16 protein-coding genes are annotated in these 21,549 nt (G+C 61.8%); 6 read left to right on the top strand and 10 right to left on the bottom strand.

Annotated features, from left to right (window positions below; all coding sequences use genetic code 11):
- The first annotated feature begins 18 nt into the window (after window positions 1-18).
- Genes DBR46_RS09390 through pcaC form a run of 4 tightly spaced genes read left to right on the top strand, consistent with a single transcriptional unit; the run spans window position 19 to window position 3,891 of the window.
- The gene (locus DBR46_RS09390) at window positions 19-1,314 is read left to right on the top strand and encodes an MFS family transporter (protein ID WP_124525955.1); all 1,296 of its coding nucleotides are present in this window, start codon (window positions 19-21) and stop codon (window positions 1,312-1,314) included.
- Between the two features lie 10 nt (window positions 1,315-1,324).
- The gene (locus DBR46_RS09385; RefSeq protein ID WP_124525954.1) at window positions 1,325-2,680 is read left to right on the top strand and encodes a 3-carboxy-cis,cis-muconate cycloisomerase; all 1,356 of its coding nucleotides are present in this window, start codon (window positions 1,325-1,327) and stop codon (window positions 2,678-2,680) included.
- Window positions 2,681-2,690: 10 nt separating this feature from the next.
- Window positions 2,691-3,482: a 3-oxoadipate enol-lactonase gene (pcaD, locus tag DBR46_RS09380; RefSeq protein WP_124525953.1), complete on the top strand. Its 792-nt coding sequence runs from the start codon at window positions 2,691-2,693 to the stop codon at window positions 3,480-3,482.
- A gap of 10 nt (window positions 3,483-3,492) precedes the next feature.
- Entirely contained in the window at window positions 3,493-3,891 is a 399-nt protein-coding gene (pcaC, locus tag DBR46_RS09375) for a 4-carboxymuconolactone decarboxylase (RefSeq protein ID WP_124525952.1), read from the top strand.
- 124 nt (window positions 3,892-4,015) lie between these two features.
- Here pcaC and DBR46_RS09370 read toward each other — a convergent pair whose 3' ends face one another.
- From DBR46_RS09370 to DBR46_RS09350, 5 genes are all read right to left on the bottom strand, one after another.
- The gene (locus DBR46_RS09370; RefSeq protein WP_124525951.1) at window positions 4,016-4,915 is read right to left on the bottom strand and encodes a polysaccharide deacetylase family protein; all 900 of its coding nucleotides are present in this window, start codon (window positions 4,913-4,915) and stop codon (window positions 4,016-4,018) included.
- Window positions 4,916-5,034: 119 nt separating this feature from the next.
- The gene (locus tag DBR46_RS30670; protein ID WP_124525950.1) at window positions 5,035-6,573 is read right to left on the bottom strand and encodes a M91 family zinc metallopeptidase; all 1,539 of its coding nucleotides are present in this window, start codon (window positions 6,571-6,573) and stop codon (window positions 5,035-5,037) included.
- A 91-nt stretch (window positions 6,574-6,664) separates the two neighbouring features.
- Complete coding sequence (locus DBR46_RS09360) at window positions 6,665-7,915, bottom strand: OprD family porin (protein ID WP_124525949.1); 1,251 nt, start codon at window positions 7,913-7,915, stop codon at window positions 6,665-6,667.
- Window positions 7,916-8,059: 144 nt separating this feature from the next.
- On the bottom strand, window positions 8,060-9,667 hold the full coding sequence (locus tag DBR46_RS09355; protein WP_124525948.1) for a J domain-containing protein: 1,608 nt from the start codon (window positions 9,665-9,667) through the stop codon (window positions 8,060-8,062).
- Window positions 9,668-9,678: 11 nt separating this feature from the next.
- Window positions 9,679-11,376 (bottom strand): molecular chaperone HscC, encoded by a 1,698-nt coding sequence (locus tag DBR46_RS09350; RefSeq protein ID WP_124525947.1) that lies wholly within the window; start codon window positions 11,374-11,376, stop codon window positions 9,679-9,681.
- A 215-nt stretch (window positions 11,377-11,591) separates the two neighbouring features.
- Between DBR46_RS09350 and DBR46_RS09345 the strand changes: the two genes are divergently transcribed.
- Entirely contained in the window at window positions 11,592-12,071 is a 480-nt protein-coding gene (locus DBR46_RS09345) for a hypothetical protein (RefSeq protein WP_124525946.1), read from the top strand.
- 147 nt (window positions 12,072-12,218) lie between these two features.
- On the opposite strand, the gene adeC is transcribed toward DBR46_RS09345, so the two are convergent.
- From adeC to DBR46_RS09330, 3 genes are read right to left on the bottom strand one after another with little or no spacing between them, the layout of a single operon-like run.
- Window positions 12,219-13,676 (bottom strand): AdeC/AdeK/OprM family multidrug efflux complex outer membrane factor, encoded by a 1,458-nt coding sequence (gene adeC, locus DBR46_RS09340; protein WP_124525945.1) that lies wholly within the window; start codon window positions 13,674-13,676, stop codon window positions 12,219-12,221.
- A complete protein-coding gene (locus tag DBR46_RS09335; protein WP_124525944.1) occupies window positions 13,673-16,834 on the bottom strand; it encodes an efflux RND transporter permease subunit in 3,162 nt (1,053 codons plus the stop codon). Before DBR46_RS09335 ends, adeC begins: the two co-directional genes overlap by 4 nt.
- Window positions 16,835-16,837: 3 nt before the next feature.
- Window positions 16,838-17,983, bottom strand: a complete 1,146-nt coding sequence (locus DBR46_RS09330) for an efflux RND transporter periplasmic adaptor subunit (protein ID WP_124525943.1) — start codon at window positions 17,981-17,983, stop codon at window positions 16,838-16,840.
- Window positions 17,984-18,269: 286 nt separating this feature from the next.
- Between DBR46_RS09330 and DBR46_RS09325 the strand changes: the two genes are divergently transcribed.
- The gene (locus DBR46_RS09325) at window positions 18,270-18,902 is read left to right on the top strand and encodes a TetR family transcriptional regulator (protein WP_124525942.1); all 633 of its coding nucleotides are present in this window, start codon (window positions 18,270-18,272) and stop codon (window positions 18,900-18,902) included.
- Window positions 18,903-19,294: 392 nt separating this feature from the next.
- Here the strand turns inward: DBR46_RS09325 and DBR46_RS09320 are convergent, their stop codons facing one another.
- Both DBR46_RS09320 and DBR46_RS09315 read right to left on the bottom strand, forming a co-directional pair.
- Entirely contained in the window at window positions 19,295-20,350 is a 1,056-nt protein-coding gene (locus tag DBR46_RS09320) for an alkene reductase (RefSeq protein WP_124525941.1), read from the bottom strand.
- A 27-nt stretch (window positions 20,351-20,377) separates the two neighbouring features.
- Window positions 20,378-21,544: an MFS transporter gene (locus DBR46_RS09315; protein WP_124525940.1), complete on the bottom strand. Its 1,167-nt coding sequence runs from the start codon at window positions 21,542-21,544 to the stop codon at window positions 20,378-20,380.
- Window positions 21,545-21,549 lie beyond the last annotated feature (5 nt).

The raw sequence follows: 21,549 nt of genomic DNA, 5'->3' as shown, positions 1-21,549 counted from the left end.
CCACTGAGTGAAAAAATCATGACAACAACCACCAGTCACTACACCGGAGAAGAACGCCGCAAACGGATTTTTGCGATTGTCGGGGCTTCCTCCGGCAACCTCGTCGAATGGTTCGACTTCTACGTCTACGCCTTCTGCGCCATCTACTTCGCCCCGGCCTTCTTTCCGTCGGACAACCCCACCGTGCAGCTGGTGAATACGGCGGGCGTATTCGCCGCCGGTTTCCTGATGCGGCCCATCGGCGGCTGGCTGTTCGGGCGCGTGGCCGACAAACACGGCCGTAAAAACTCGATGATGATCTCGGTGCTGATGATGTGCGCCGGCTCCCTGGTCATCGCATTTTTGCCGACCTATAACGACATCGGTGTCTGGGCACCGATCCTGCTGCTGATCGCGCGCCTGTTCCAGGGCCTGTCGGTGGGCGGCGAATACGGCACCACCGCGACCTATATGAGTGAAGTGGCCCTCAAGGGCCAGCGTGGCTTCTTTGCGTCCTTCCAATACGTGACCCTGATCGGCGGCCAACTGCTAGCGGTGCTGGTGGTGGTGATCCTGCAGCAAATCCTCACTGAGGAAGAACTGCGTGCCTGGGGCTGGCGGATTCCGTTTGTGATTGGTGCCATTGCGGCAGTGATCTCCCTGTTGCTGCGCCGCACCCTGAAAGAAACCACCAGCAAGGAAATGCGCGAAGACAAGGACGCCGGCAGCATTGCCGCGCTGTTCCGCGACCATAAGGCGGCGTTTATCACGGTGCTGGGCTACACCGCTGGCGGCTCGCTGATTTTCTACACGTTCACCACTTATATGCAGAAGTACCTGGTGAACACGGTCGGCATGCACGCCAAGACGTCGAGCTACATCATGACCGGCGCGCTGTTCCTGTATATGTGCATGCAGCCGGTGTTTGGCATGCTCGCGGACAAGATCGGCCGCCGTAACTCGATGCTGTGGTTTGCCGGCCTTGGCACGTTGTTCACCGTGCCGATCCTGCTTACCTTGAAAACCGTCAGCAGCCCGTTCCTGGCCTTTGTGTTGATCACCCTGGCGCTGGCGATTGTCAGCTTCTACACCTCCATCAGCGGCCTGGTCAAAGCGGAAATGTTCCCGCCTCAGGTGCGCGCTTTGGGTGTGGGCCTGGCATATGCAGTGGCCAATGCGATCTTTGGCGGCTCGGCGGAATTTGTCGCGTTGAGCCTCAAATCCATCGGCATGGAAAACAGTTTTTATTGGTACGTGACGGCGATGATGGCGATCGCTTTCCTGTTCAGCTTGCGCCTGCCGAAACAGGCGGCGTACTTGCACCACGACTTGTAAGGGACGGGTTATGACACTGCGCACGAGCAATCAACTGTTCGACGCTTACTTCACTGCGGGCAGCATGGCCGAGGTGTTCTGCGATCAGGGGCGCTTGCAGGGCATGCTGGATTTCGAAGCGGCGCTGGCGCGGGCCGGGGCGCGGGTGGGTTTGATCCCGCAAGCCGCCGTCGCGCCGATTGCCCAGGCTTGCCTGGCCTCGCTGTACGACGTCGATGCCCTCGGCGTGGCGATTGCCACGGCGGGCAACTCGGCGATTCCGCTGGTGAAGGCGCTGGGCAAGTTGATCGCCAGTGAAGACGCTGGTGCTGAACGTTATGTGCATCTGGGCGCCACCAGCCAGGATGTGATGGACACCGGCCTGGTGCTGCAACTGCGCCAGGCTGTGGTGCTGATCGAAACGGACCTGGCGCGCCTGGGCGATGTGCTCGCCGCCCAGGCCCAGCGGTATGCCGACGTGCCGCTGGCCGGACGCACCTGGTTGCAGCATGCGACGCCGGTCACCCTGGGCATGAAAATCGCCGGTTGGCTGGGGGCGGTGACCCGTAGCCGACAACGCCTGGCCGAGTTGAAACCGCGTTTGCTGGTGCTGCAATTCGGCGGCGCCTCCGGCACGTTGGCGGCGCTCGGCGAACAAGCACTGCCGGTGGCACAAGCCCTGGCCGATGAGTTGCAACTGAGCCTGCCGGAACAGCCCTGGCACACCCAGCGCGATCGCCTGGTGGAGTTCGCCAGCGTGCTTGGCCTGATCGCCGGTAGCCTGGGCAAACTGGGGCGCGACATCAGCCTGTTGATGCAGACCGAAGCGGGGGAGGTATTCGAACCCTCCGCGCCGGGCAAAGGTGGCTCGTCCACCATGCCGCACAAACGCAACCCGGTGGGCGCGGCCGTGCTGATCAGCGCCGCTACCCGCGTGCCCGGCCTGGTGGCGACGATGTTCAGCGCCATGCCGCAAGAGCACGAGCGTAGCCTGGGCCTGTGGCATGCCGAATGGGAAACCCTGCCGGAGATCTGCCGGCTGGTGTCCGGCGCGCTGCAACAGGCGTTGCTGGTGAGCGAAGGCCTGGAAGTGGACGCGCAGCGCATGGCCCACAACCTCGACCTGACCCAAGGCCTGGTGTTGGCCGAAGCCGTCAGCATCGTGCTCGCCCAGCGCCTGGGCCGTGAGACCGCGCACCATCTGCTGGAACACTGCTGCAAACGCGCCGTCGCCGAAGGGCGGCACTTGCGTGGGGTGCTGGCGGACGAACCGCAGGTCACCGCCGAACTGTCCGCGGCCGAACTCGACCGCCTGCTCGATCCCGCCCATTACCTGGGGCTGGCCCGCACCTGGGTCAGCCGCGCCGTAACCGAACACTTTGCTTGAGGAGACCACCGTGGCCTTTGTACAACTCGCCGATGGCGAACTGCACTACCAACTGGACGGCCCTGTGGGGGCGCCGGTCTTGGTGCTGTCCAACTCCCTGGGCACCGACCTGCACATGTGGGACATCCAGATCCCGGCGTTCACCGAGCATTTCCGTGTGTTGCGCTTTGATACCCGTGGCCATGGCAAATCCCTGGTCACCCCAGGGCCCTACAGCATCGAGCAACTGGGCCGCGACGTGATCGCGCTGTTGGATGCGCTGGACATCCAACGCGCGCATTTCTGTGGCTTGTCCATGGGTGGCTTGATCGGCCAGTGGCTGGGCATCAACGCGGGCGAGCGCCTGCACCGCCTGGTGGTGTGCAACACCGCCGCCAAGATCGGCACGCCGCAGATTTGGGACCCGCGTATCGAGATGGTCCTGCGCGACGGCGCGGCGGCGATGGTCGCCCTGCGTGATGCGTCGATTGCGCGCTGGTTCACCGCCGATTTTGCGGTGGCCAATCCGCACCAGGCCAAGCAGATCACCGACATGCTGGCCGCCACATCCCCCGAGGGGTATGCCGCCAACTGCGCCGCCGTGCGCGATGCGGATTTTCGTGAGCAGCTGGCGTCGATCAAGGCCCCGACCCTGGTGATTGCCGGGACCGACGACGCTGTTACGCCACCAGAGGGCAGCCACTTTATCCAGAACCATGTGCAGGGCGCCGAATACGCCGAGTTCTATGCGGCGCACCTGTCCAATGTCCAGGCCGGCGCTGCGTTCAGCGACCGGGTTATCGAATTTTTGCTGGCCCACTGAGGAGTTTTTTGTGGACGAGAAACAACGTTACGCCGACGGCCTGCAAGTGCGCCGCGAAGTGCTGGGCGACGCCCATGTCGACCGCAGCCTCAATGCCTTGACCGAGTTCAACGGCGAGTTCCAGGACATGATCACCCGCCACGCCTGGGGTGACATCTGGACCCGCCCGGGCCTGCCCCGGCACACCCGCAGCCTGATCACCATTGCAATGTTGATTGGCATGAACCGCAATGAAGAGCTGAAGCTGCACCTGCGCGCCGCCGCCAGCAATGGTGTGAGCCGTGCCGAGATCAAGGAAGTGCTGATGCAGAGCGCGATCTACTGCGGGATACCGGCGGCGAATGCGACATTCCACCTGGCGGAGTCGGTGTGGGATGAGTTGGGCGTGGAATCCCGCCAACCCTCTTGAACCTGAAATACAGTAAAAAATGTGGGAGCGGGCTTGCTCGCGAATGCGGTGGATCAGCCAATACATGTGCAAACTGACCCACTGCCTTCGCGAGCAAGCCCGCTCCCACATTGATTGCAGGGTGTCAGTGGGAGTCGGCATCCCACACCCAATTCCACACGCCCGGCAGGTGCACCGGTTCACTCACATCCTTCACCGTGCGGGCCAGCGCGGCGCGTTCGAGTTGGGCCGTGTCGGTGTAGAACGGCTCGGCCGCCGTCTTCATGCCGTTGATCCGTGCGCTGTCCAGCAGGATCTGCAGGTACTCCTGAATGTGCCGCGCCGTGTAGCGGTTGATGTCGTGAAACGTCACCACCACCGGAATCACTCCGTCTACCGTCGGCAATTCACCCAGTGCGATGCGCTCGCGCACCACCGACAGCTGGCGATACAAATTCGCGCGGCGCCGCGGGCTGCCGTTGAACCCCCAGATCTTGCCGTCGTTGGCGCTCAAGTCGGTCAGCAGCACGTGCATGCCATGACGCTGGTAGGCGGCGAAGGTGCGGCGGTCGTAGTTCCAGAACGGCGGGCGCACCAGCAGGGGCGGGTTGCCTGTGATCGAAGCGATGTCGGCCGCGCCTTGGCTGAGGGTGCTTTCCAGCTCGGTGTCGTTCAGCCAGCGATGGTTGGTGTGGAACGTCGTGGCCGTGTGGAAGGCCAGGATATGCCCGCCGGCGTACTCCCGTTCCATGGTCTTGCGCCCACGTGAGCTGCCACCGGAGCGTGAGGACTCGGTCTGCAGGAAGAACACCGCCTTGATCCCCGGCAACACCGGGTTGTGCGCCAGGTCGGCGACCACCGAGCGGCTCGGGTTGTTGTAGCCGGAAGCACTGGGGCCGTCATCGAAGGTCAGCAGGAAACGGATCGGCGCCTGGGCTTGCAGGCGTTGCTCGGTGTGCGGCGTGAGGGCGATGGGCGCGCCGATGCAGCCGCTGAGGCTCAAGGCCAGGGCAAACAGGGCGCACGCTAAAGCGAAGGATTTCATGGTGTGCACGGGCTCGAATAAAAAGCCGCTGCTGATTCAGCTCAGCAGCGGCAGGCGCGCACCATACAGCAAGATGGCCAGTGTGAGTTTACAGGCTGACAAACGCGCGCTGATCAGCATCAGTCCACGTATTGCTGGCGTATCGGCTTGCCCATTTCTTCATTCAAGGCGTTTTCAGTGAAGGGCTTGGGGTTGGTGGTGGTCGCGGGCGTGGCGGGGTCGTTGTCGAAGTCATATGGCTCTGCCGTGGTGGGCAAGCCCAGGGCTTGACGCTCGCTATTGGGGACACTGTGGGCTTCACCCTCAAACACTCCCGCCGTTGACCCCGCCAGCGCGGTGCCGTTGGCGGCGTTCCAGGCGTGGACCATCTCGTGGTAAAGCGTCGTGATGGGCGAGTAGGTAACACCTGCCAGTACGTCTAAGGCGGAGAGGTTGTAATTGATTTCAGCACGATCAGCTGGAGCCCCCGGCACGCCATCGACCATGAAGCCCCACTTGGGATCGTCGCCGACCACTCGCGGGCGTTCGTAACCCATCGACGCTTTGAGTGCCAGGCTGCCGTAGACGTAGCCACTGCCGGTGTCAGGCAGATCTTCGACAATGGTCACCGGCCCGCCGTTGCGTTGGACGATAGCGTCCATTTCGGCGAGCATTTGCTTGCCCACAGGGGATTGGCGCAGCAACGCCAAGTCGTCTTCGACTCTCTGGACGAACTCGGCTGACCCTCTGATCACGAAACCGTTGTGCTCTTTGCTGGAGGCCGACACGGTGATGAGTGCCGAGCCATTGAGGTGGGCAATGGTGTCGTCGGGTTCAGCGTAGATCAGGTCACCCGGGCGGTTGGCGATCACCGTGTCATGGCCGCTGCCGGTGTAGAAGGTACTGCGGTCATGGCCTAACAGCCAGTCATCATCGGCGCCGCCGTGCAGCACGGTATGCCCGTTGCCTGCGTACAGGCGGTCATTGCCGTTACCGCCATCGAGGTAACTGGTTTTACCGGAGGTTCCTGCTCCGGCGTACAGCCGGTCATTGCCGTTGTTGCCATACATGACGTCATCGCCGTGACCGCCGAAGATCAGGTCATCACCATCATTGCCTTCGGCATAGCCGCGACCACTGCCAAGGCGCATCACATCGTTACCCTTGCCGCCGAACAGGCGGGTATAACCACCCCCGGCGCGTATCCGATCATCGCCGTCGCCGGCATGCACCGTAATGGGCACCGTAACATTGCCGTCAATGATGATGTTGTCATTGCCGCCTTGGCTCTTGAGGTGGAAGGTAACGGGCTCGTTTTCCTTGTCTTCGCTGTCAAAGCGGTACAACTTGCCATTGACCCGCACATCCAATTGACCAGGATGGAGTTGGCTTATATGAATCCGATCTGCTTTGTCACCGGTTTCAAGAACCAGGCTGTTTTGCAGGCTGTAGGTGATGCCCTGTTCCCAGACGGATTGACCGGCGGCTTTTAAATTTCCGTCATCCAGGAACGGTTGTAGATGGACCTGTATTTGATGGTCGGGCGTGAACATCAAGTGTGGCGGTCGAGAAGGCACGTAGTGACTGTTGTCAAACGTGGCCACGCAATCGCGTGGTGAGCTGTGCGGGCCTTCCGGCTGTTGATGGGGTTGAGGGGCAACGTTTTTGGTGGCGTCCATTTGAGGTCCTTGTCCAGGAGCCAGGCGATATGCCTGTCTCCTGAAAGTGGCCCTCCGTGGCAACCAGTTCCCGGCGAGTTGTTATGGGGTCTTACAGCAGGTTCATCGGATAGCTGACGATCAACCGGTTTTCGTCAAATTCGTTATTGCTGTAGTCACGGCGCATGCTGGAGTTGCGCAGGCGCACGGTGAGGTTCTTGGCTACGCCGCTTTGCACGGTATAACCCACTTCGCTTTCGCGGCCCCATTCCTTGCCGTCGGTAATGGTCCCGGTGTGTACGTTGCTGCCGCTGATATAGCGGTTCATCAGGGTCAGGCCGGGCACGCCGAGGGCGGCGAAGTTGTAGTCGTGGCGCAGTTGCCAGGATTTTTCCTGGGCGTTGTCGTAGCTGGAGTTATAGCTGTCGTTGGCCAGGGTGCCGCCGCTGGTGCCGTTGACGCGCATCCAGGCGTTGTTGCCGGTGAGTTTTTGCAGGCCAACGTAGAAGGTGTTGCCGCCGTACTTGGCCGAGAACAGGCCGGACCAGGTCTTGTTGTCGAGGCTGCCGGCGCGGGCGCTGCCGTCGTCCTTGCCGTAGAAGAAGCCGAGGTTGGCGCCCAGGGTCCAGGCGCCCAGGGGCTGGCTGTGGATCAGGTTGACGAACTGCTGGCGGTAGATGTCCTTGAGCTGGGCGTTCCACAGGCCGACCTGGGTGCGCTTGTCATTGAACGCGTATTCGCCGCCCTGGAAGTTGAAGCGGTCGGAGGTGAAGGCGGTTTTACCGACCATCGACATGTCGCTCATGCTGCTGTCGTCACGCGGGCTGTTGGCGCGGAACTGGCCGCCGTAGAGGGTCAGGCCGTCGATTTCCCTGGAGGTGATCTGCCCGCCGCGCAGGGTTTGCGGCAGGGAGCGGCCATCGTCCGCGCGCAGGATCGGCAGCACCGGCATCCATTCGCCGACCTTCAATTCGGTCTTGGAGATCTTCGCCTTGAACGCCACGCCCAGGCGCCCGAACTCATCCGCCGGGCGGCCGTCGTGGTCCAGCGGCAGCAACTGGGTGCCGCCGGTGCCGCGTCCGCCATCGAGCTTCAACGAGTACATGCCCAACACATCCACGCCGAAACCGACTGTGCCCTGGGTGAAGCCGGACTTGGCGTCGAGGATGAAACTCTGCGTCCACTCCTGCGCGCCGCCCTGGGTCTTGGTGGGGTTGGTGTAATTGCGGTTGAAGAAGAAATTGCGCAGGTTGAGGTTGGCGCTGGCGTCTTCCAGGAAGCCGTGCTCTTCGGCGACGACGGGCAAGGCAAGGCTGGTGACGGCGGCAGCCAGCAATAGCTGGCGAGGATGGAATGTGCTCATGGCGTTGAACCTATTGTTATTGGGGGTTGTGCAGGTGCGGGCCATGGTGCGGGGCGTGGTGCGAGCGGTTCAATCGGGGGAGGGCGGGTTGTGGGCGATGATCGCACGCAAGTTGCCGGGCGCTGGGGCCCGGCGTGTTTGTGCCTAGAGAACGTGTGCCAGGCTGGTCCATGGGATCTCGGGCAAGTAGCGCTGACACAGCAGGGTGGCGGGCACCATCAGCGTCAGAAACGCCACTTGCAACGGGCTCCAATGCGCCCAATGCAGGCCGCTGAACCACGGGTAATAGTGCTCGACGTGCTCGCTGACCTGACCGATGCGCTTGGGGTGCAGCCAGTGGATCAGGATCATCCCGGCGTACCCCAGCATGCCCATCACCCCCAGCAGCATGCCGAAGAACACCAGCAGGCACAGTTGCGGGATGCCGTGGCGCAGCACCAGCCACTGCTGATGCGGGTTGAACCGTTCGGGCAGCAGGCGCTGGGTCAGCCACAAGTCGGGGATGATCAAGCGTGAGGTCACGGCGGCCCACAGTTGGGTGGCACGGATCGCGAGGAAGGCCGGAATGACTGTCAGCAGCACCACCAGGACCGCCTCGGTGCTCAGTGTTTTGGTCTCGGGGGCGACGGCCAGTCCCGTGGCCAAGGCGAGCGCGCCCCACAGCCGTATCCAGCTGCGATGGGACACGGGGCGCGGGAGGAATTTGCGCCAGAAAAACACGTCGGCCTGGGGCAGGCGTTCCAGCAGTTGCGGATAACGCCAGTTGAGGGTTTCGGCCAGCTGTTGGCAGGCGTGCCAGTCGTTGTCACTGAATTGCGCGGTCATCCAGCTTTGCTGGGTTTCGGACAGCGGCGTCAGCAGCAGGCGCGCGGCCATGGCATCGGCGGATTTCCAGGTGGGGTCCTGCGCTTTGGCCTGCAAGTGCTCGTAGAAACTCTCCTGCTCGCAACGCGCGACCAGGTCGCGCCACATCCAGGCCGGTTCCGGGTACACGCCTTGCTGGTCGTCCCAGCCGAACGCCTGGCACACGCGTTCGAACAGCGGCACGCTCCAGGTGGTGTCGTGGAGCAAGTGCAGGACGATGCGTTGCCACTGCTGTTGCAGGTCGAACACCCGCAGCCAGGGTTGGCTGTTGTACTGGCTGAGCTGGGTGATGAACTCGCGTTCGGCCTTTTGCTCCAGCAGTTCCTGCAAGGTGCGGCGGTATTCCTGGAGCAGCTCGCCGGTCAGCGCGTCGTGTTGCCACGGGGTCATGGCCACCTGTTGCCAGGGTGTCAGCCATTCCAGGTGGTGCACGGCCCAGCTGACAATCGCACCGCGCTCGCCGGGGCTGTCGAAGCAATGGCGCAACAGGCCGGCCTGGAACGCTTCGCTACAGCCTTGCTGCTGCGCCTGGGCCCAGCGCTCGTCGAGATTATGCAGGTTGAGGCCGCTGATCAGCGCCTGGGCCCGGTCGGGCTGGGACGTTTCGAGCGGGGCCGGGTGCAGGGCGCTGACGTCCATCAGCTCGGCGAGGTCGTTGAGGTTGCCGTAGGTCTGTGCGGCCACGGGCTCTTCCACGCGGGTGTCGTCGTCTTCCCAGTCAGCGCGCCAGCGTGCGTAGGCCAGCGCTTCTTCGTAGGCTTCGCGCAGGCGCTGGAAACCTTCGGCGTCATCGTCCGGGCGGCAGCTTTTGAGCAGCCGTGCGTAGGTGCGCTTGATGGTGCGTTCGTCGGTGTCTTCCGGCAGTTGCAGTACGGTCCAACAATCCATGGGGTGTTTCCTCAGCGCCAGAACCCGTTGTCGAGCTGTTCGAGTTGACGGGTCAGTTCGCTGCGGGCCTCGCGGATGCGCCGCTCGTCCTGGGTGTCGAGCACCTGCTGGAACTGTGCGGCCCAGTGGCCGAGTTGTTCGCGCAGCTCACCGAGGTTTTCCTGGTAGAGCCGTTCGAGGCGGGCGCTGAGGACGGTGTTGACCTGTTGGTCGCGCGGGTGGACCTTCAACTGCGCCAGGGCTTGCAGGCGTTGCTGGATTTCGTCCGGGCTCAACACGCCGGGGTTGTTCTCGATGACCAGGGAGTGCTGCTCGCCGGTCAGCGGGATGTTCACCTGGGCCTCCAGCAGGCCGTTGTTGTCGTAGGTGAAGCGCACCTCCAGCGAGACTTCACCGGCCTTGCGCTTGGGCACGGCAATGTCCAGTTGGCCCAGCTCGATGTTGTCTTTGACCAGGCGACTTTCGCCCTGGTAGATCTTCAGCAGCACCTGGCTCTGGTTGTCGTGCAGGGTGACCACGCTCTTGACCCGGCTCACCGGCACGCTGCTGTTGCGTTCGATCAGCGGCAGGTAGTGGCCGCTTTCGATATGGCCGCCATATTGGTGCGAGGTTTCGATGCCCAGGGTGTAGGGGCAGACGTCGGTCAGTACCACTTCTTCCAGCGCTGCCGAGCGCGCCTTGAGCGCGGCCTGGATCGCGGCGCCGTGGGCGACCACCTGGTCCGGGTCGAGGCTGATGGACGGGAAGCGCCCGAACAAACCGGCGGCGAGCTTGCGCACCAGCGGCATGCGTGTGGTGCCGCCCACCAGAAGGATTTCATCCAGGTCGCCGACGCGAATCCGCGCATCGCGCAGGGCTCGCTCGATGGGCGCACGCAGGCGCTCCAGCAGGGGCGTGTAGAGCTTGGCGAGTTCCTGCTGGGTGATGGTTGTGACCCACTGCTGGCCGTCGACGCGCAGGGCGAATTCGGCGCTGTCGTCCTGGCCCAGGGCCTTGCGCACGCGCTCGGCTTCACGGCGCAGGGCGTGCAACACGCTGCTGGTGGGCGGGAAACCTGCGGCGTGGCGCTGGCTGTCGACGAAGTGTTCCAGCAGCAGGGTGTCGAAATCTTCGCCGCCGAGGAAGTTGTCGCCGGCGCTGGCGCGCACTTCCATCACGCCGTCGAACAGCTCGATGATCGACACGTCAAAGGTGCCGCCGCCAAGGTCGAACACCAGGAACGAGGTTTCCTTGTCGCGCTGATGCAGGCCGTAGGCGAGGGCGGCAGCGGTGGGTTCGTTGATCAGTTTGTCGACGTTGAGCCCGGCCAACTCACCGGCGATGCGCGTGGCTTTGCGTTGGCCGTCGCTGAAGTAGGCGGGCACGCTGATCACGGCGTCGGTGACGGTGTGGCCGTAGGTGCGTTCGATGTCTTCCTTGAGGCTTTTGAGCACCAGTGCCGAGAGTTCTTCGGGGCGGAACGAGCGGTCGCCCAGGCGCACTTCGGTGGCGCTGCCCATGTAGCGCTTGAACAGCGAGGTGGTCAGATGCGGGTGGGTGTGCAGGCGTTCCTTGGCGGCCTGGCCTACCAGGATGCGGCCTTGGTCATCCAGGCCCACCACGCTGGGGGTGAGCAACTGGCCAAGGGCATTGGGCACCATTTCGGCTGCGTCACCGCGCCAGACGGCGGCGAGGCTGTTGGTGGTCCCCAGGTCGATTCCTACGATCATTACGACAAGCTCCCTCTGTGGTCTGTAAGAATCTGTGACCAATTTTATCCTGAAAGGTTGAGCCAAATGCAAGGCGACAGTGGGGGCTTAAATGTGGGAGGGGCAAGCCCTAATGCCGGCCAGTGACAACGGCCTACCTGTGAGAGTTGACAGTTGTGGCAGTGTTTCGACAGACCTATTTTATAGAATCTTGGTTTAACTGTTAGAGGTGTGAGATGGATGATCAAAAAGGTAGGCCCATCGCTAATTCCGAAAAACTCGATCTTGTTGAGGGGAGTTTCAGTGGCCAGTTGGATATCAATGGAAAACGTGCGACCAAGATTGATTTCCAACAAATCTACTTTTATCGCACGAGCAACTATTTTTTTATCAGACTGGTGCCGACAGGGTCGGACTCCCCAGAAGATGAATTGGTTTTGCGTGGAGAGGTCACGCTGGAATACCTGAGGGTTTATCCGATCAAAACCATTCCTGACGAAGGAGAAGTTGAAGGCGGATTTGCGATGCGTGGATTCGTTGGCTATCCGCAAGAGGATATTAAATCAGGTGAAATGAAAGTCATGAGGCTAAGTGAAGTTAACGGACGGTTGTATTTGAGCGTGCAGTTTTTCTTCCACTTCGTCGAAAATAGCCAGGTTCCAGCTCGAGAGATGGGCGTGTTTGGGTACCAATTAGATATCGAAGCTCCCCTTTAACACCGTTTCAAGGTGTCAACTCTTGATGCGAGTTGTCAGCTCTGAATGTGTCCAGGCGATGAGATCTACCCCTCATGACATCGGATGTGTGGGCATAAAAAAACCGCTTCCGGTAACGAAAGCGGTTTTTTGTTTACATCAGCGCGATCAGAACAACTTCAGTTCTGGCGCTTGTTCTTTCAACGGCTCGTTCTTCGCGGTCTGCGCGTTCCAGCCACCGCCGAGGGCCTTGTACAGGTTGACCTCGCTGGTGAGCTGCGCCAGGCGGTCGGTGATCAGCGATTGCTGGGCACTGAACAGTTGGCGCTGGGCGTCGAGGAACGTCAGGTTGCTGTCCACGCCAATGCGGTAGCGACGCTCGGCCAGGCGGTAGTAATCCTGGTTGGCGGCGACGAAACCACGCTGTGCTTCCAGCTGTTCCTTGTAGGTCTCACGCGCGGCGAGGCCGTCGGAAACTTCCTGGAAGCCGGTCTGGATGGCCTTCTCGTAGGTCGCCACGTTGATTTCTTTCTGGATCTTCGCGTAGTCCAGGCTGGCGCGCAGGCTGCCGGCGTTGAAGATCGGGATGTTGATCTGCGGGGCGAACGACCAGGTGCCCGAGCCGCCTTTGAACAGGCCGCTCAGGTCCGGGCTCAGGGTGCCGGCGTTGGCCGTCAAACTGATGCTCGGGAAGAACGCTGCACGGGCGGCGCCGATGTTGGCGTTGGCGGCCTTGAGGTTGTACTCGGCTTGCAGGATGTCGGGACGACGTTGCAGCAAGTCCGAGGGCAACCCGGCAGGCACTTCGCTGAGCAGGTTGTCCGACAGCGGCTGGCTGGCGATATTCGCCGGCAGGCCGGTGCCCAGCAGCAGGGTCAGGCTGTTTTCGTCCTGGGCCACCTGGCGGGTGTAACGCGCCAGGGCAACCCGGGCGTTTTCTACCGAGGTGCGCGCCTGGCTGAGGTCGAGAGCCGAAGCCACGCCGACTTCATTGCTGCGCGAGGTCAGCTTGAAGCTCTGCTCGTAGGCACCGAGGGTGTCCTGGGTCAGCTTGAGCAGCTCTTTATCGGCCTGCCAGGTCACGTAGGCCGTGGCCACGTTGGCGACCAGGCTGATCTGCGTGCTGCGTCGGGCTTCTTCGGTAGCGAAGTACTTTTGCAGGGCTTCTTCGCTCAGGCTGCGCACACGGCCGAACAGGTCCAGCTCATAGGAACTGATCCCGAGGGTGGCCGAATACGAGCTGGTGATGTTCGACTCGCCGGTCTGCGAGGCACGCGCTGGCACCCGCTGGCGGCTGCCGCTGCCATTGGCCGAGACGGCCGGGAACAGGTCGGCGCGCTGGATGCGGTACTGCGCGGCATAGGCGTCGATGTTCAGCGCCGCGACACGCAGGTCGCGGTTGTTTTCCAGGGCAACCTGGATCAGCTGTTGCAGGGCAGGGTCATGGAAAAACTGCTTCCAGCCCTGCTCGGCAGCGGCCTGGTTCGGCGCCTGGGCCGACGAATACGCCGGCCCCTGCGGGAACTGAGCGGCCACCGGCGCTTCAGGGCGCTGATAGTCAGGTATCAGCGAGCAGCCACTGAGCACGAATGCCGTGACGGCTAAGGAAAGGAGCGACTTGCTCATAGGCCAGCCTCTTTAGGGGTTTCAGTAGGTTCAGTCTTTTTGCGCTCGCCCGCGGCAGACACGGTTGCAAAGAACAGTGGCACCCAGAAGATCGCCAGGACAGTGGCCGTGATCATACCGCCGATAACGCCGGTACCAATCGCGTGCTGGCTGCCCGAGCCGGCGCCCGAGGAGATCGCCAGCGGCAATACGCCGAGGATGAACGCCATGGACGTCATGATGATCGGCCGCAGACGCATGCGGGACGCTTCGATGGCCGCCTCGACAATGCCTTTGCCTTGCTCGTGCAACTCTTTGGCGAATTCGACGATCAGGATGGCGTTTTTCGCCGCCAGGCCCACCGTCACCAACAAGCCCACCTGGAAGAACACGTCGTTGGACAACCCGCGCATGCTCGTGGCGATCAACGCCCCGACCACACCCAGCGGCACTACCAGCACCACCGCAATCGGGATCGACCAGCTTTCGTACAGTGCCGCGAGGCACAGGAACACCACCAGCAGCGACAGCGCGTACAGCGCCGGCGCCTGGGAGCCGGACAGGCGTTCTTCGTACGACAGACCGGTCCACGCATAGCCGACACCCGCCGGCAATTGCTTGGCGATGCGCTCGACTTCGGCCATGGCGTCACCGGTGCTGTAGCCCGGTGCCGGGGTGCCGAGGATTTCCATCGCCGCTACACCGTTGTAGCGCGAGAGTTTCGGCGAACCGAAGATCCACTTGCCCGAGGAAATGGCCGACATCGGCACCATCTTCCCGGAGTCGCTGCGCACGAACCACTTGTCCAGGTCTTCAGGGGACATACGGCCAGCGGCCTCGCCCTGCACGTACACCTTCTTCACCCGACCACGGTCGATGAAGTCGTTGACGTAGCTGCCACCCAGGGCAATCGCCAGGGTCTGGTTGATGCTCGACAGGGTGATGCCTTGGGCACTGGCTTTCTCGTCGTCAACGGTCAGCTCGTATTGCGGCTCATCGTTCACGCCGTTAGGACGCACGCCTGCAAGGATCTTGCTTTGTGCGGCCATACCAAGGAACTGGTTACGCGCTTCCATCAGTTTTTCGTGGCCGACGCCGCCCTGGTCTTGCAGGAACACGTCGAAACCAGTGGCGTTACCCAATTCGAGAACCGAAGGCGGCACGATGGCGAACACCATGGCGTCCTTGAAGGCACCAAAGAAGTAACCCTGGGCACGCTTGGCCACTTCGAACACCGACATGGAGGCGTCGCGTTCATCCCATGGCTTGAGCATCACGAACGCAAGGCCCGAGCTCTGGCCACGGCCGGCGAAGTTGAAACCGTTCACGGTAAACACCGACTTCACAGCCTTGCCTTCGCCTGGCTCGCCTTCCTTGTCGTTCAGCAGGAATGCGCGCATGTCGTCGATGACTTTCTGCGTACGTTCCGCCGACGAGCCGACCGGGGTCTGCACCTGGGCAAAGATCACGCCCTGGTCTTCTTCCGGGAGGAACGCGCTTGGAATACGGGTGAACAACCAGACCATGCCGACGACGATGACCAGGTACACAAAAAACGCTGGGAATTTGTGCTTGATCATGTTGCCCACGCCGCGCTCGTAGCTCAGTACGCCACGGTCGAAGGTGCGGTTGAACCAGCCGAAGAAACCACGCTTGGGTTGGCCGTGCTTTTCCGGGTCGATTGGCTTGAGCATGGTGGCGCACAAGGCCGGGGTGAAGATCAGGGCAACCAGTACCGACAGCGCCATCGCCGAAACAATGGTGATGGAGAACTGTTTGTAGATCACACCGGTGGAGCCGCCGAAGAAGGCCATTGGCAGCAATACCGCCGACAGCACCAGCGCGATACCCACCAGGGCGCCTTGGATCTGGCCCATGGACTTGACCGTCGCTTCCTTGGGCGACAGATGTTCCTCGGCCATTACCCGCTCGACGTTTTCCACCACGACGATGGCGTCATCCACCAGCAAGCCGATGGCCAGGATCATGCCGAACATGGTCAGGGTGTTGATGGTGAAACCGAACGCCGCAAGGATGCCGAACGTGCCCAGCAATACCACCGGTACAGTCATGGTGGTGATGATGGTGGCGCGGAAGTTCTGCAGGAACAGGAACATCACCAGGAACACCAGCACGATCGCTTCGACCAGGGTGTGCACTACACCGGAGATCGATTCGGTTACAACCGGGGTGGTGTCATACGGCACCACCGCCTTCATGCCTGGCGGGAAGAACGGTTCCAGGGACGCAACCGTGGCGCGGATGGCCTTGGCGGTGTCCAGGGCGTTGGCGCCCGAGGCGAGCTTGATCGCCATACCGGAAGCCGGCTTGCCGTTGAACTGTGCACTGATGCTGTAGTTCTGGCCGCCCAGTTCGATGCGTGCAACATCACGCAGGCGAACTTGCGAGCCATCGGCGTTGACCTTCATCAGGATCTTGCCGAACTCTTCTGCGGTTTGCAGACGGGTCTTGCCGATGATGGTCGCGTTCAGCTGAGTGCCGGGCAGGGCAGGCAGGCCGCCCAGTTGGCCGGTGGCCACCTGCACGTTCTGCGCGGCGATGGCGGTGCTGACGTCTACCGGGGTCAACTGGTAGTTGTTCAGCTTGGCCGGGTCGAGCCAGATACGCATGGCGTACTGCGAACCGAAGACCTGGAAGTCACCCACACCCGCGGTACGGGAAATCGGGTCCTGGATGTTGGACACGATGTAGTTGGACAGGTCGTCCTTGGTCATGCTGCCGTCTTCCGACACCAGACCGATCACCATCAGGAAGTTCTTCACCGACTTGGTCACGCGGATACCCTGCTGCTGCACTTCTTGCGGCAGCAGTGGGGTCGCCAGGTTCAGCTTGTTCTGTACCTGAACCTGGGCGATGTCCGGGTTGGTACCCTGGTTGAACGTCGCGGTGATGGTCATGCTGCCGTCGGAGTTACTGTCCGAGGCGACATAACGCAGGTTGTCGATACCGTTGAGCTGTTGCTCGATGACCTGCACCACGGTGTCCTGCACGGTTTGTGCGGACGCGCCTGGGTAGGTCACCTGGATGTCGATGGCGGTCGGCGCGATGGCCGGGTATTGGTTGATGGGCAACTTCAGGATCGACAGTGCCCCGACCAGCATGATCACCAGGGCAATTACCCAGGCAAAAATGGGACGGTCGATAAAAAATTTCGACATGGATTACTCCCCTTTGCCAGCAGCGGCAGCAGGAGCAGCAGAACCGGCAGGCTTGGCGTTGTCGGCGTCCTTGACCTTGACTTCGATGCCCGGCTTGATGAATTGCAGGCCTTCGGTGATCACGCGGTCACCGGCGTCGAGGCCTTTTTCCACCAGCCAGTAGGCGCCGGACGTACGGTTGGCAACCAGGGTGCGTTGCTCAACTTTGTTGTCCTTGTTCACCACCAGCGCGGTCGGGATGCCCTTGATGTCGCGGGTCACACCTTGCTGTGGCGCCAGGATGGCCTTGCTGTTCACACCGGCTTGCAGTTGGGCGTGCACGAACATGCCCGGCAGCAGGGTGTGGTCAGGGTTGGGGAACACGGCGCGCAGGGTGACCGAACCGGTGGTCTGGTCAACCGAGACTTCGGAGAATTCCAGTTTGCCGTCCTGGTTGTAGTCGGTACCGTCTTCCAGGGTCAGCTTGACCTTGGCGGCATTGGCGCCGGCTTTTTCCAACTGGCCGCTTTCCAGGTCGCGGCGCAGTTTCAGCATTTCTGCCGAAGACTGGGTGACGTCGACGTAGATCGGGTCCAGTTGCTGGATCACGGCCATGGCATCGGTCTGGCCATTGCTGACCAGTGCGCCTTCGGTCACCGAAGAACGGCCGATACGCCCGGAGATCGGCGCGAACACTTTGGTGTAGCGCACATTGATCTGGGCGGTTTGCAGGTTGGCTTCGGCCGTCATGCGATTGGCGACGGCGGTGTCGTATTCCTGGCGGCTGACGGCTTGCTCATCGACCAACTGCTTGTAGCGGTCGGAGATGGACTTGGTCTGGGTCAGGCTGGCTTGTGCGCTTTTCAGGGTGGCGTCATACACCGACGGGTCGATCTGGTAGAGCTGTTGCCCTTCCTTCACGTCGCCGCCTTCCTTGAACAGGCGCTTGAGAATGATGCCGTTGACCTGTGGGCGAACTTCCGCAATGCGGTAGGCGGTGGTGCGGCCTGGCAGCTCGGACGTCAGGGTAAAGGCTTGCGGTTGAATGGTGACCACGCCGACCTGAGGGGTTTGAGCGGGCGGAGCCGCTTCTTCCTTTTTACATCCGCTGAGCAGCGATGCCAGGGCGACGGCAGTGACCAGAGCGGTAACAGCTGGCTTAAGTTGCATGAAGATCCTCGGGTCAGGCGCGCAGGGTGCGCACAAGAAATGTGGAAGGGTAAAAAACAAGCTGTGAGTAGATAAGTAGCTTGCTACGCAATATACTTACGTTCACGGTTGTTTGTAAACTCTTGACAGGCTTCGCGGAATGTTGACAAAGCAACGCCCAAAGCCTCGATTTCATTACGTTCGGCACCCACGATGGTGTCGTCCCACAAATATTCAGATGATCGTTAGCCGCTATTAATTGTGCGTTAACAATCGTCCCAAGTGTCCTGATTGAGGTTTTACTGCCATGGTTCGTCGCACCAAAGAGGAAGCTCAGGAAACGCGCAGCCAGATTCTCCAAGCCGCCGAGCAGGCCTTCTATGAGCGCGGTGTGGCGCGCACCACCCTGGCCGACATCGCCGCGTTGGCGGGCGTGACGCGGGGCGCCATCTATTGGCATTTCAGTAACAAGTCCGATTTGCTCCAAGCGTTGCTCGACACGCTGCACGAACCGTTGGACGAGCTGGCCCGGGCCAGTGAGAGCGAGGACGAACTCGACCCGCTGGGCTGCATGCGCAAGCTGTTGATCCATCTGTTTCATCAAGTGGCCCTGGACCCGAAAACCCGGCGCATCAATGAGATCCTCTTCCATAAGTGTGAATTCACCGATGAAATGTGTGACATGCGCCGTCAACGCCAGACCCACAGCCTGGAGTGCAATCTGCGTATCGGCTTGACCCTGCGCAATGCAGTGCATCGTGGCCAACTGCCGGAAAACCTCGACACCACCCGTGGTGCCGTGTGCATTCATGCCTATATCAACGGGCTGATTGGCCAGTGGCTGCTGGTCCCCGACAGCTTCCAACTGCACCAGGACGCCGAGCGCTGGGTCGATGCCGGATTGGACATGCTGCGCCTGAGCCCCAGCCTGCGCAATTGAGACAAAATGCGTAATTGCATCACGTTGTGTCAACAGTAAAGCTTAAGGATGGTCAATCGTCCTTCTGCCTTATTTGTGGGGTGACTTTATATACGCGCTGGCCTGGGGTTGATAGGTAGCCGGCTAAGTATTTTGTAGGGATTTTGTTGCAGGGGTGTGAAGGAGTGTTTCCCTCACATCACTCAGGTTCAGAAACATGTGCGGTTTTTTGTGGGAGCGGGCTTGCTCGCGAATGCGGAGGGTCAGTAACAGATGAGTTGCCTGACACACCGCCTTCGCGAGCAAGCCCGCTCCCACACAAGCCCGCTCCCACAGGGGATGGTGGGTGTGGCTCTGGTCAGCATAAAAAAGCCCCGGTTCTTGCGAACCGGGGCTTTTTGCGTTTCAGGCGATCAGATCGCCAGCGTTGGGTAGTCGATGTAACCGACCGGGCCCTTGCTATAGAACGTATCCGGGCGTGCATCGTTGAGCGGCGCATCGGCTTTCAAGCGTGCCGGCAAATCCGGGTTGGCAATGAACGGTACGCCCCAGGCCACGGCATCCGCTTTACCTTCGGCCAGCCACGCGTTGGCGCTGTCCTTGGTGAAGCGTTCGTTGGCGATGTACACGCCGCCAAATGCCTTCTTCAATTGCGGGCCGAGGCTGTCGCCGGCTTCTTTCTCGCGGGAGCAGATGAACGCGATGCCACGCTTGCCCAGTTCGCTGGCCACGTAGGTAAAGGTTTCCGCCAGGTTGTCATCACCCATGTCGTGGGAGTCGGCACGCGGTGCCAGGTGCACACCCACGCGGCCGGCGCCCCAGACTTCGATGGCAGCATCGGTCACTTCCAGCAGCAGGCGCGCACGGTTTTCCAGGGAGCCGCCGTACTGGTCGGTGCGCTGGTTGGTGCTGCTTTGCAGGAACTGGTCCAGCAGGTAGCCGTTGGCGCCGTGGATTTCCACGCCGTCGAAGCCGGCGGCCTTGGCGTTCTCTGCACCGGTGCGGTAGGCGTCGACGATGTCGGCGATTTCCGCGGTTTCCAGGGCGCGCGGCGTCGGGTAGTCGGCCAATGGGCGCACCAGACTGACGTGGCCTTTGGGCTGGATCGCGCTTGGCGCTACCGGGGTTTCGCCGTTCAGGTACGACTCATGGGAGATACGGCCCACATGCCACAGTTGCAGGAAAATCTTGCCGCCCGCGCCGTGGATCGCCTTGGTCACGTTGGCCCAGCCACGCACCTGGTCGTTGGACCAGATGCCCGGCGTGTCCGGGTAACCCACGCCCAGTGGCGTCACCGAGGTGGCTTCGCTGAGGATCAGCCCGGCGGAAGCTCGTTGCACGTAATACTCGGCCATCAACGCGTTGGGCACACGACCGGCGTCGGCACGGCAGCGGGTCAGCGGCGCCATGATGATACGGTTGGACAGTTCCAGGTCGCCCAGTTTGATCGGGTCGAAAATAGTCGTCATGGGATAACACCTTCTCTTTGAAGTTGATCAGTGGGTCGCAGGGGCCAGGTCGGCGTCGCCGTTCTGACGGAAAGTAATCAAGGTCACCAGCAGCGCGAGGATCGCCAGGGCACCGGCGGCCAATGGCACGCTGGTCAGGCCGAAACCGTGGGCAATCACACTGCCGCCGACCCAGGCACCGAGGGCGTTGCCGATGTTGAAGGCGCCGATGTTCAGGGTGGACACCAGGTTCGGCGCCGCCTTGCCAAAGGTCACCACGTTGATTTGCAACGCCGGCACGGCGGCGAACGCGGCGGTGGCCCACAGGAACAGGGTGATTTCCGTCGGGATCACGGCGATGCTGGTCCAGGTCAGCGCGGTGGAGATCACCGCCATGCTGATAAACACGCCGATCAGGGTGGCTGCCAGGCGCTTGTCCGCCAGCTTGCCGCCGATGATGTTGCCCAGGGTCAGGCCCAGGCCGATCAGCAACAGGGTCCAGGTCACGCCTTTGGGCGAGATGCCGGTGACGTCGCCCAGCAGCGGCGCGACGTAGGTGAAGAGGGTGAACATCGACGCGGAGAACAGCGCGGTCATGGTCAGCGACAACCAGATACCGGCGCCTTTAAGAGCCGCCAGTTCGGCGCGCATGTCGAGTTTTTCTTCGTCACGCTTGGCCGGCAGGAAGCGGATCAAGCCGATCAGCGCCACCACACCAATCACGGTGACCGCCCAGAACGTCGAGCGCCAGCCTGCGGCCTGGCCCAACGCCGTACCCAGCGGCACGCCGAGGACGTTGGCCAGGGTCAAGCCGGTGAACATCAAGGCCACGGCCGATGCGCGCTTGTTGGCCGGCACCAGGTTGGCGGCTACCACCGAACCGATCCCGAAGAACGCACCGTGGCACAGCGCGGTGACCACACGGGCGAACATCAGCACGTTGTAGTCACTGGCCAGGGCGCAGAGCAGGTTGCCGATGATAAAGATGCCCATCAACGCTACCAGTGCAGCCTTGCGCGGCAGCTTGGCGGTCGCCAGTGCCATGAATGGCGCACCGATGGCCACGCCGAGGGCGTAGCCGGTGACCAGCCAGCCGGCGCCGGGGATCGACACGCCGAGGTCCGCCGCCACATCGGGCAGCAAGCCCATGATGACGAACTCGGTGGTGCCGATGGCGAAGGCGCTCAGGGCCAGTATGAGTAGCGAGAGGGGCATTATCG

The organism is Pseudomonas sp. KBW05 (assembly GCF_003852405.1).
In the GTDB taxonomy this organism is placed as follows: Bacteria; Pseudomonadota; Gammaproteobacteria; order Pseudomonadales; family Pseudomonadaceae; genus Aquipseudomonas.
This window is presented reverse-complemented; position numbering and strand designations above follow the sequence as displayed.

What these genes read in the sequence shown, in the direction of transcription:
- DBR46_RS09390 (WP_124525955.1), top strand. Translation starts at nt 19, where the DNA reads ATGACAACAACCACCAGTCACTACACCGGAGAAGAACGCCGCAAACGG.
- DBR46_RS09385 (WP_124525954.1), top strand. Translation starts at nt 1,325, where the DNA reads ATGACACTGCGCACGAGCAATCAACTGTTCGACGCTTACTTCACTGCG.
- DBR46_RS09370 (WP_124525951.1), bottom strand. Translation starts at nt 4,915, where the DNA reads ATGAAATCCTTCGCTTTAGCGTGCGCCCTGTTTGCCCTGGCCTTGAGC.
- DBR46_RS30670 (WP_124525950.1), bottom strand. Translation starts at nt 6,573, where the DNA reads ATGGACGCCACCAAAAACGTTGCCCCTCAACCCCATCAACAGCCGGAA.
- DBR46_RS09360 (WP_124525949.1), bottom strand. Translation starts at nt 7,915, where the DNA reads ATGAGCACATTCCATCCTCGCCAGCTATTGCTGGCTGCCGCCGTCACC.
- DBR46_RS09355 (WP_124525948.1), bottom strand. Translation starts at nt 9,667, where the DNA reads ATGGATTGTTGGACCGTACTGCAACTGCCGGAAGACACCGACGAACGC.
- DBR46_RS09350 (WP_124525947.1), bottom strand. Translation starts at nt 11,376, where the DNA reads ATGATCGTAGGAATCGACCTGGGGACCACCAACAGCCTCGCCGCCGTC.
- DBR46_RS09345 (WP_124525946.1), top strand. Translation starts at nt 11,592, where the DNA reads ATGGATGATCAAAAAGGTAGGCCCATCGCTAATTCCGAAAAACTCGAT.
- adeC (WP_124525945.1), bottom strand. Translation starts at nt 13,676, where the DNA reads ATGAGCAAGTCGCTCCTTTCCTTAGCCGTCACGGCATTCGTGCTCAGT.
- DBR46_RS09335 (WP_124525944.1), bottom strand. Translation starts at nt 16,834, where the DNA reads ATGTCGAAATTTTTTATCGACCGTCCCATTTTTGCCTGGGTAATTGCC.
- DBR46_RS09330 (WP_124525943.1), bottom strand. Translation starts at nt 17,983, where the DNA reads ATGCAACTTAAGCCAGCTGTTACCGCTCTGGTCACTGCCGTCGCCCTG.
- DBR46_RS09325 (WP_124525942.1), top strand. Translation starts at nt 18,270, where the DNA reads ATGGTTCGTCGCACCAAAGAGGAAGCTCAGGAAACGCGCAGCCAGATT.
- DBR46_RS09320 (WP_124525941.1), bottom strand. Translation starts at nt 20,350, where the DNA reads ATGACGACTATTTTCGACCCGATCAAACTGGGCGACCTGGAACTGTCC.
- DBR46_RS09315 (WP_124525940.1), bottom strand. Translation starts at nt 21,544, where the DNA reads ATGCCCCTCTCGCTACTCATACTGGCCCTGAGCGCCTTCGCCATCGGC.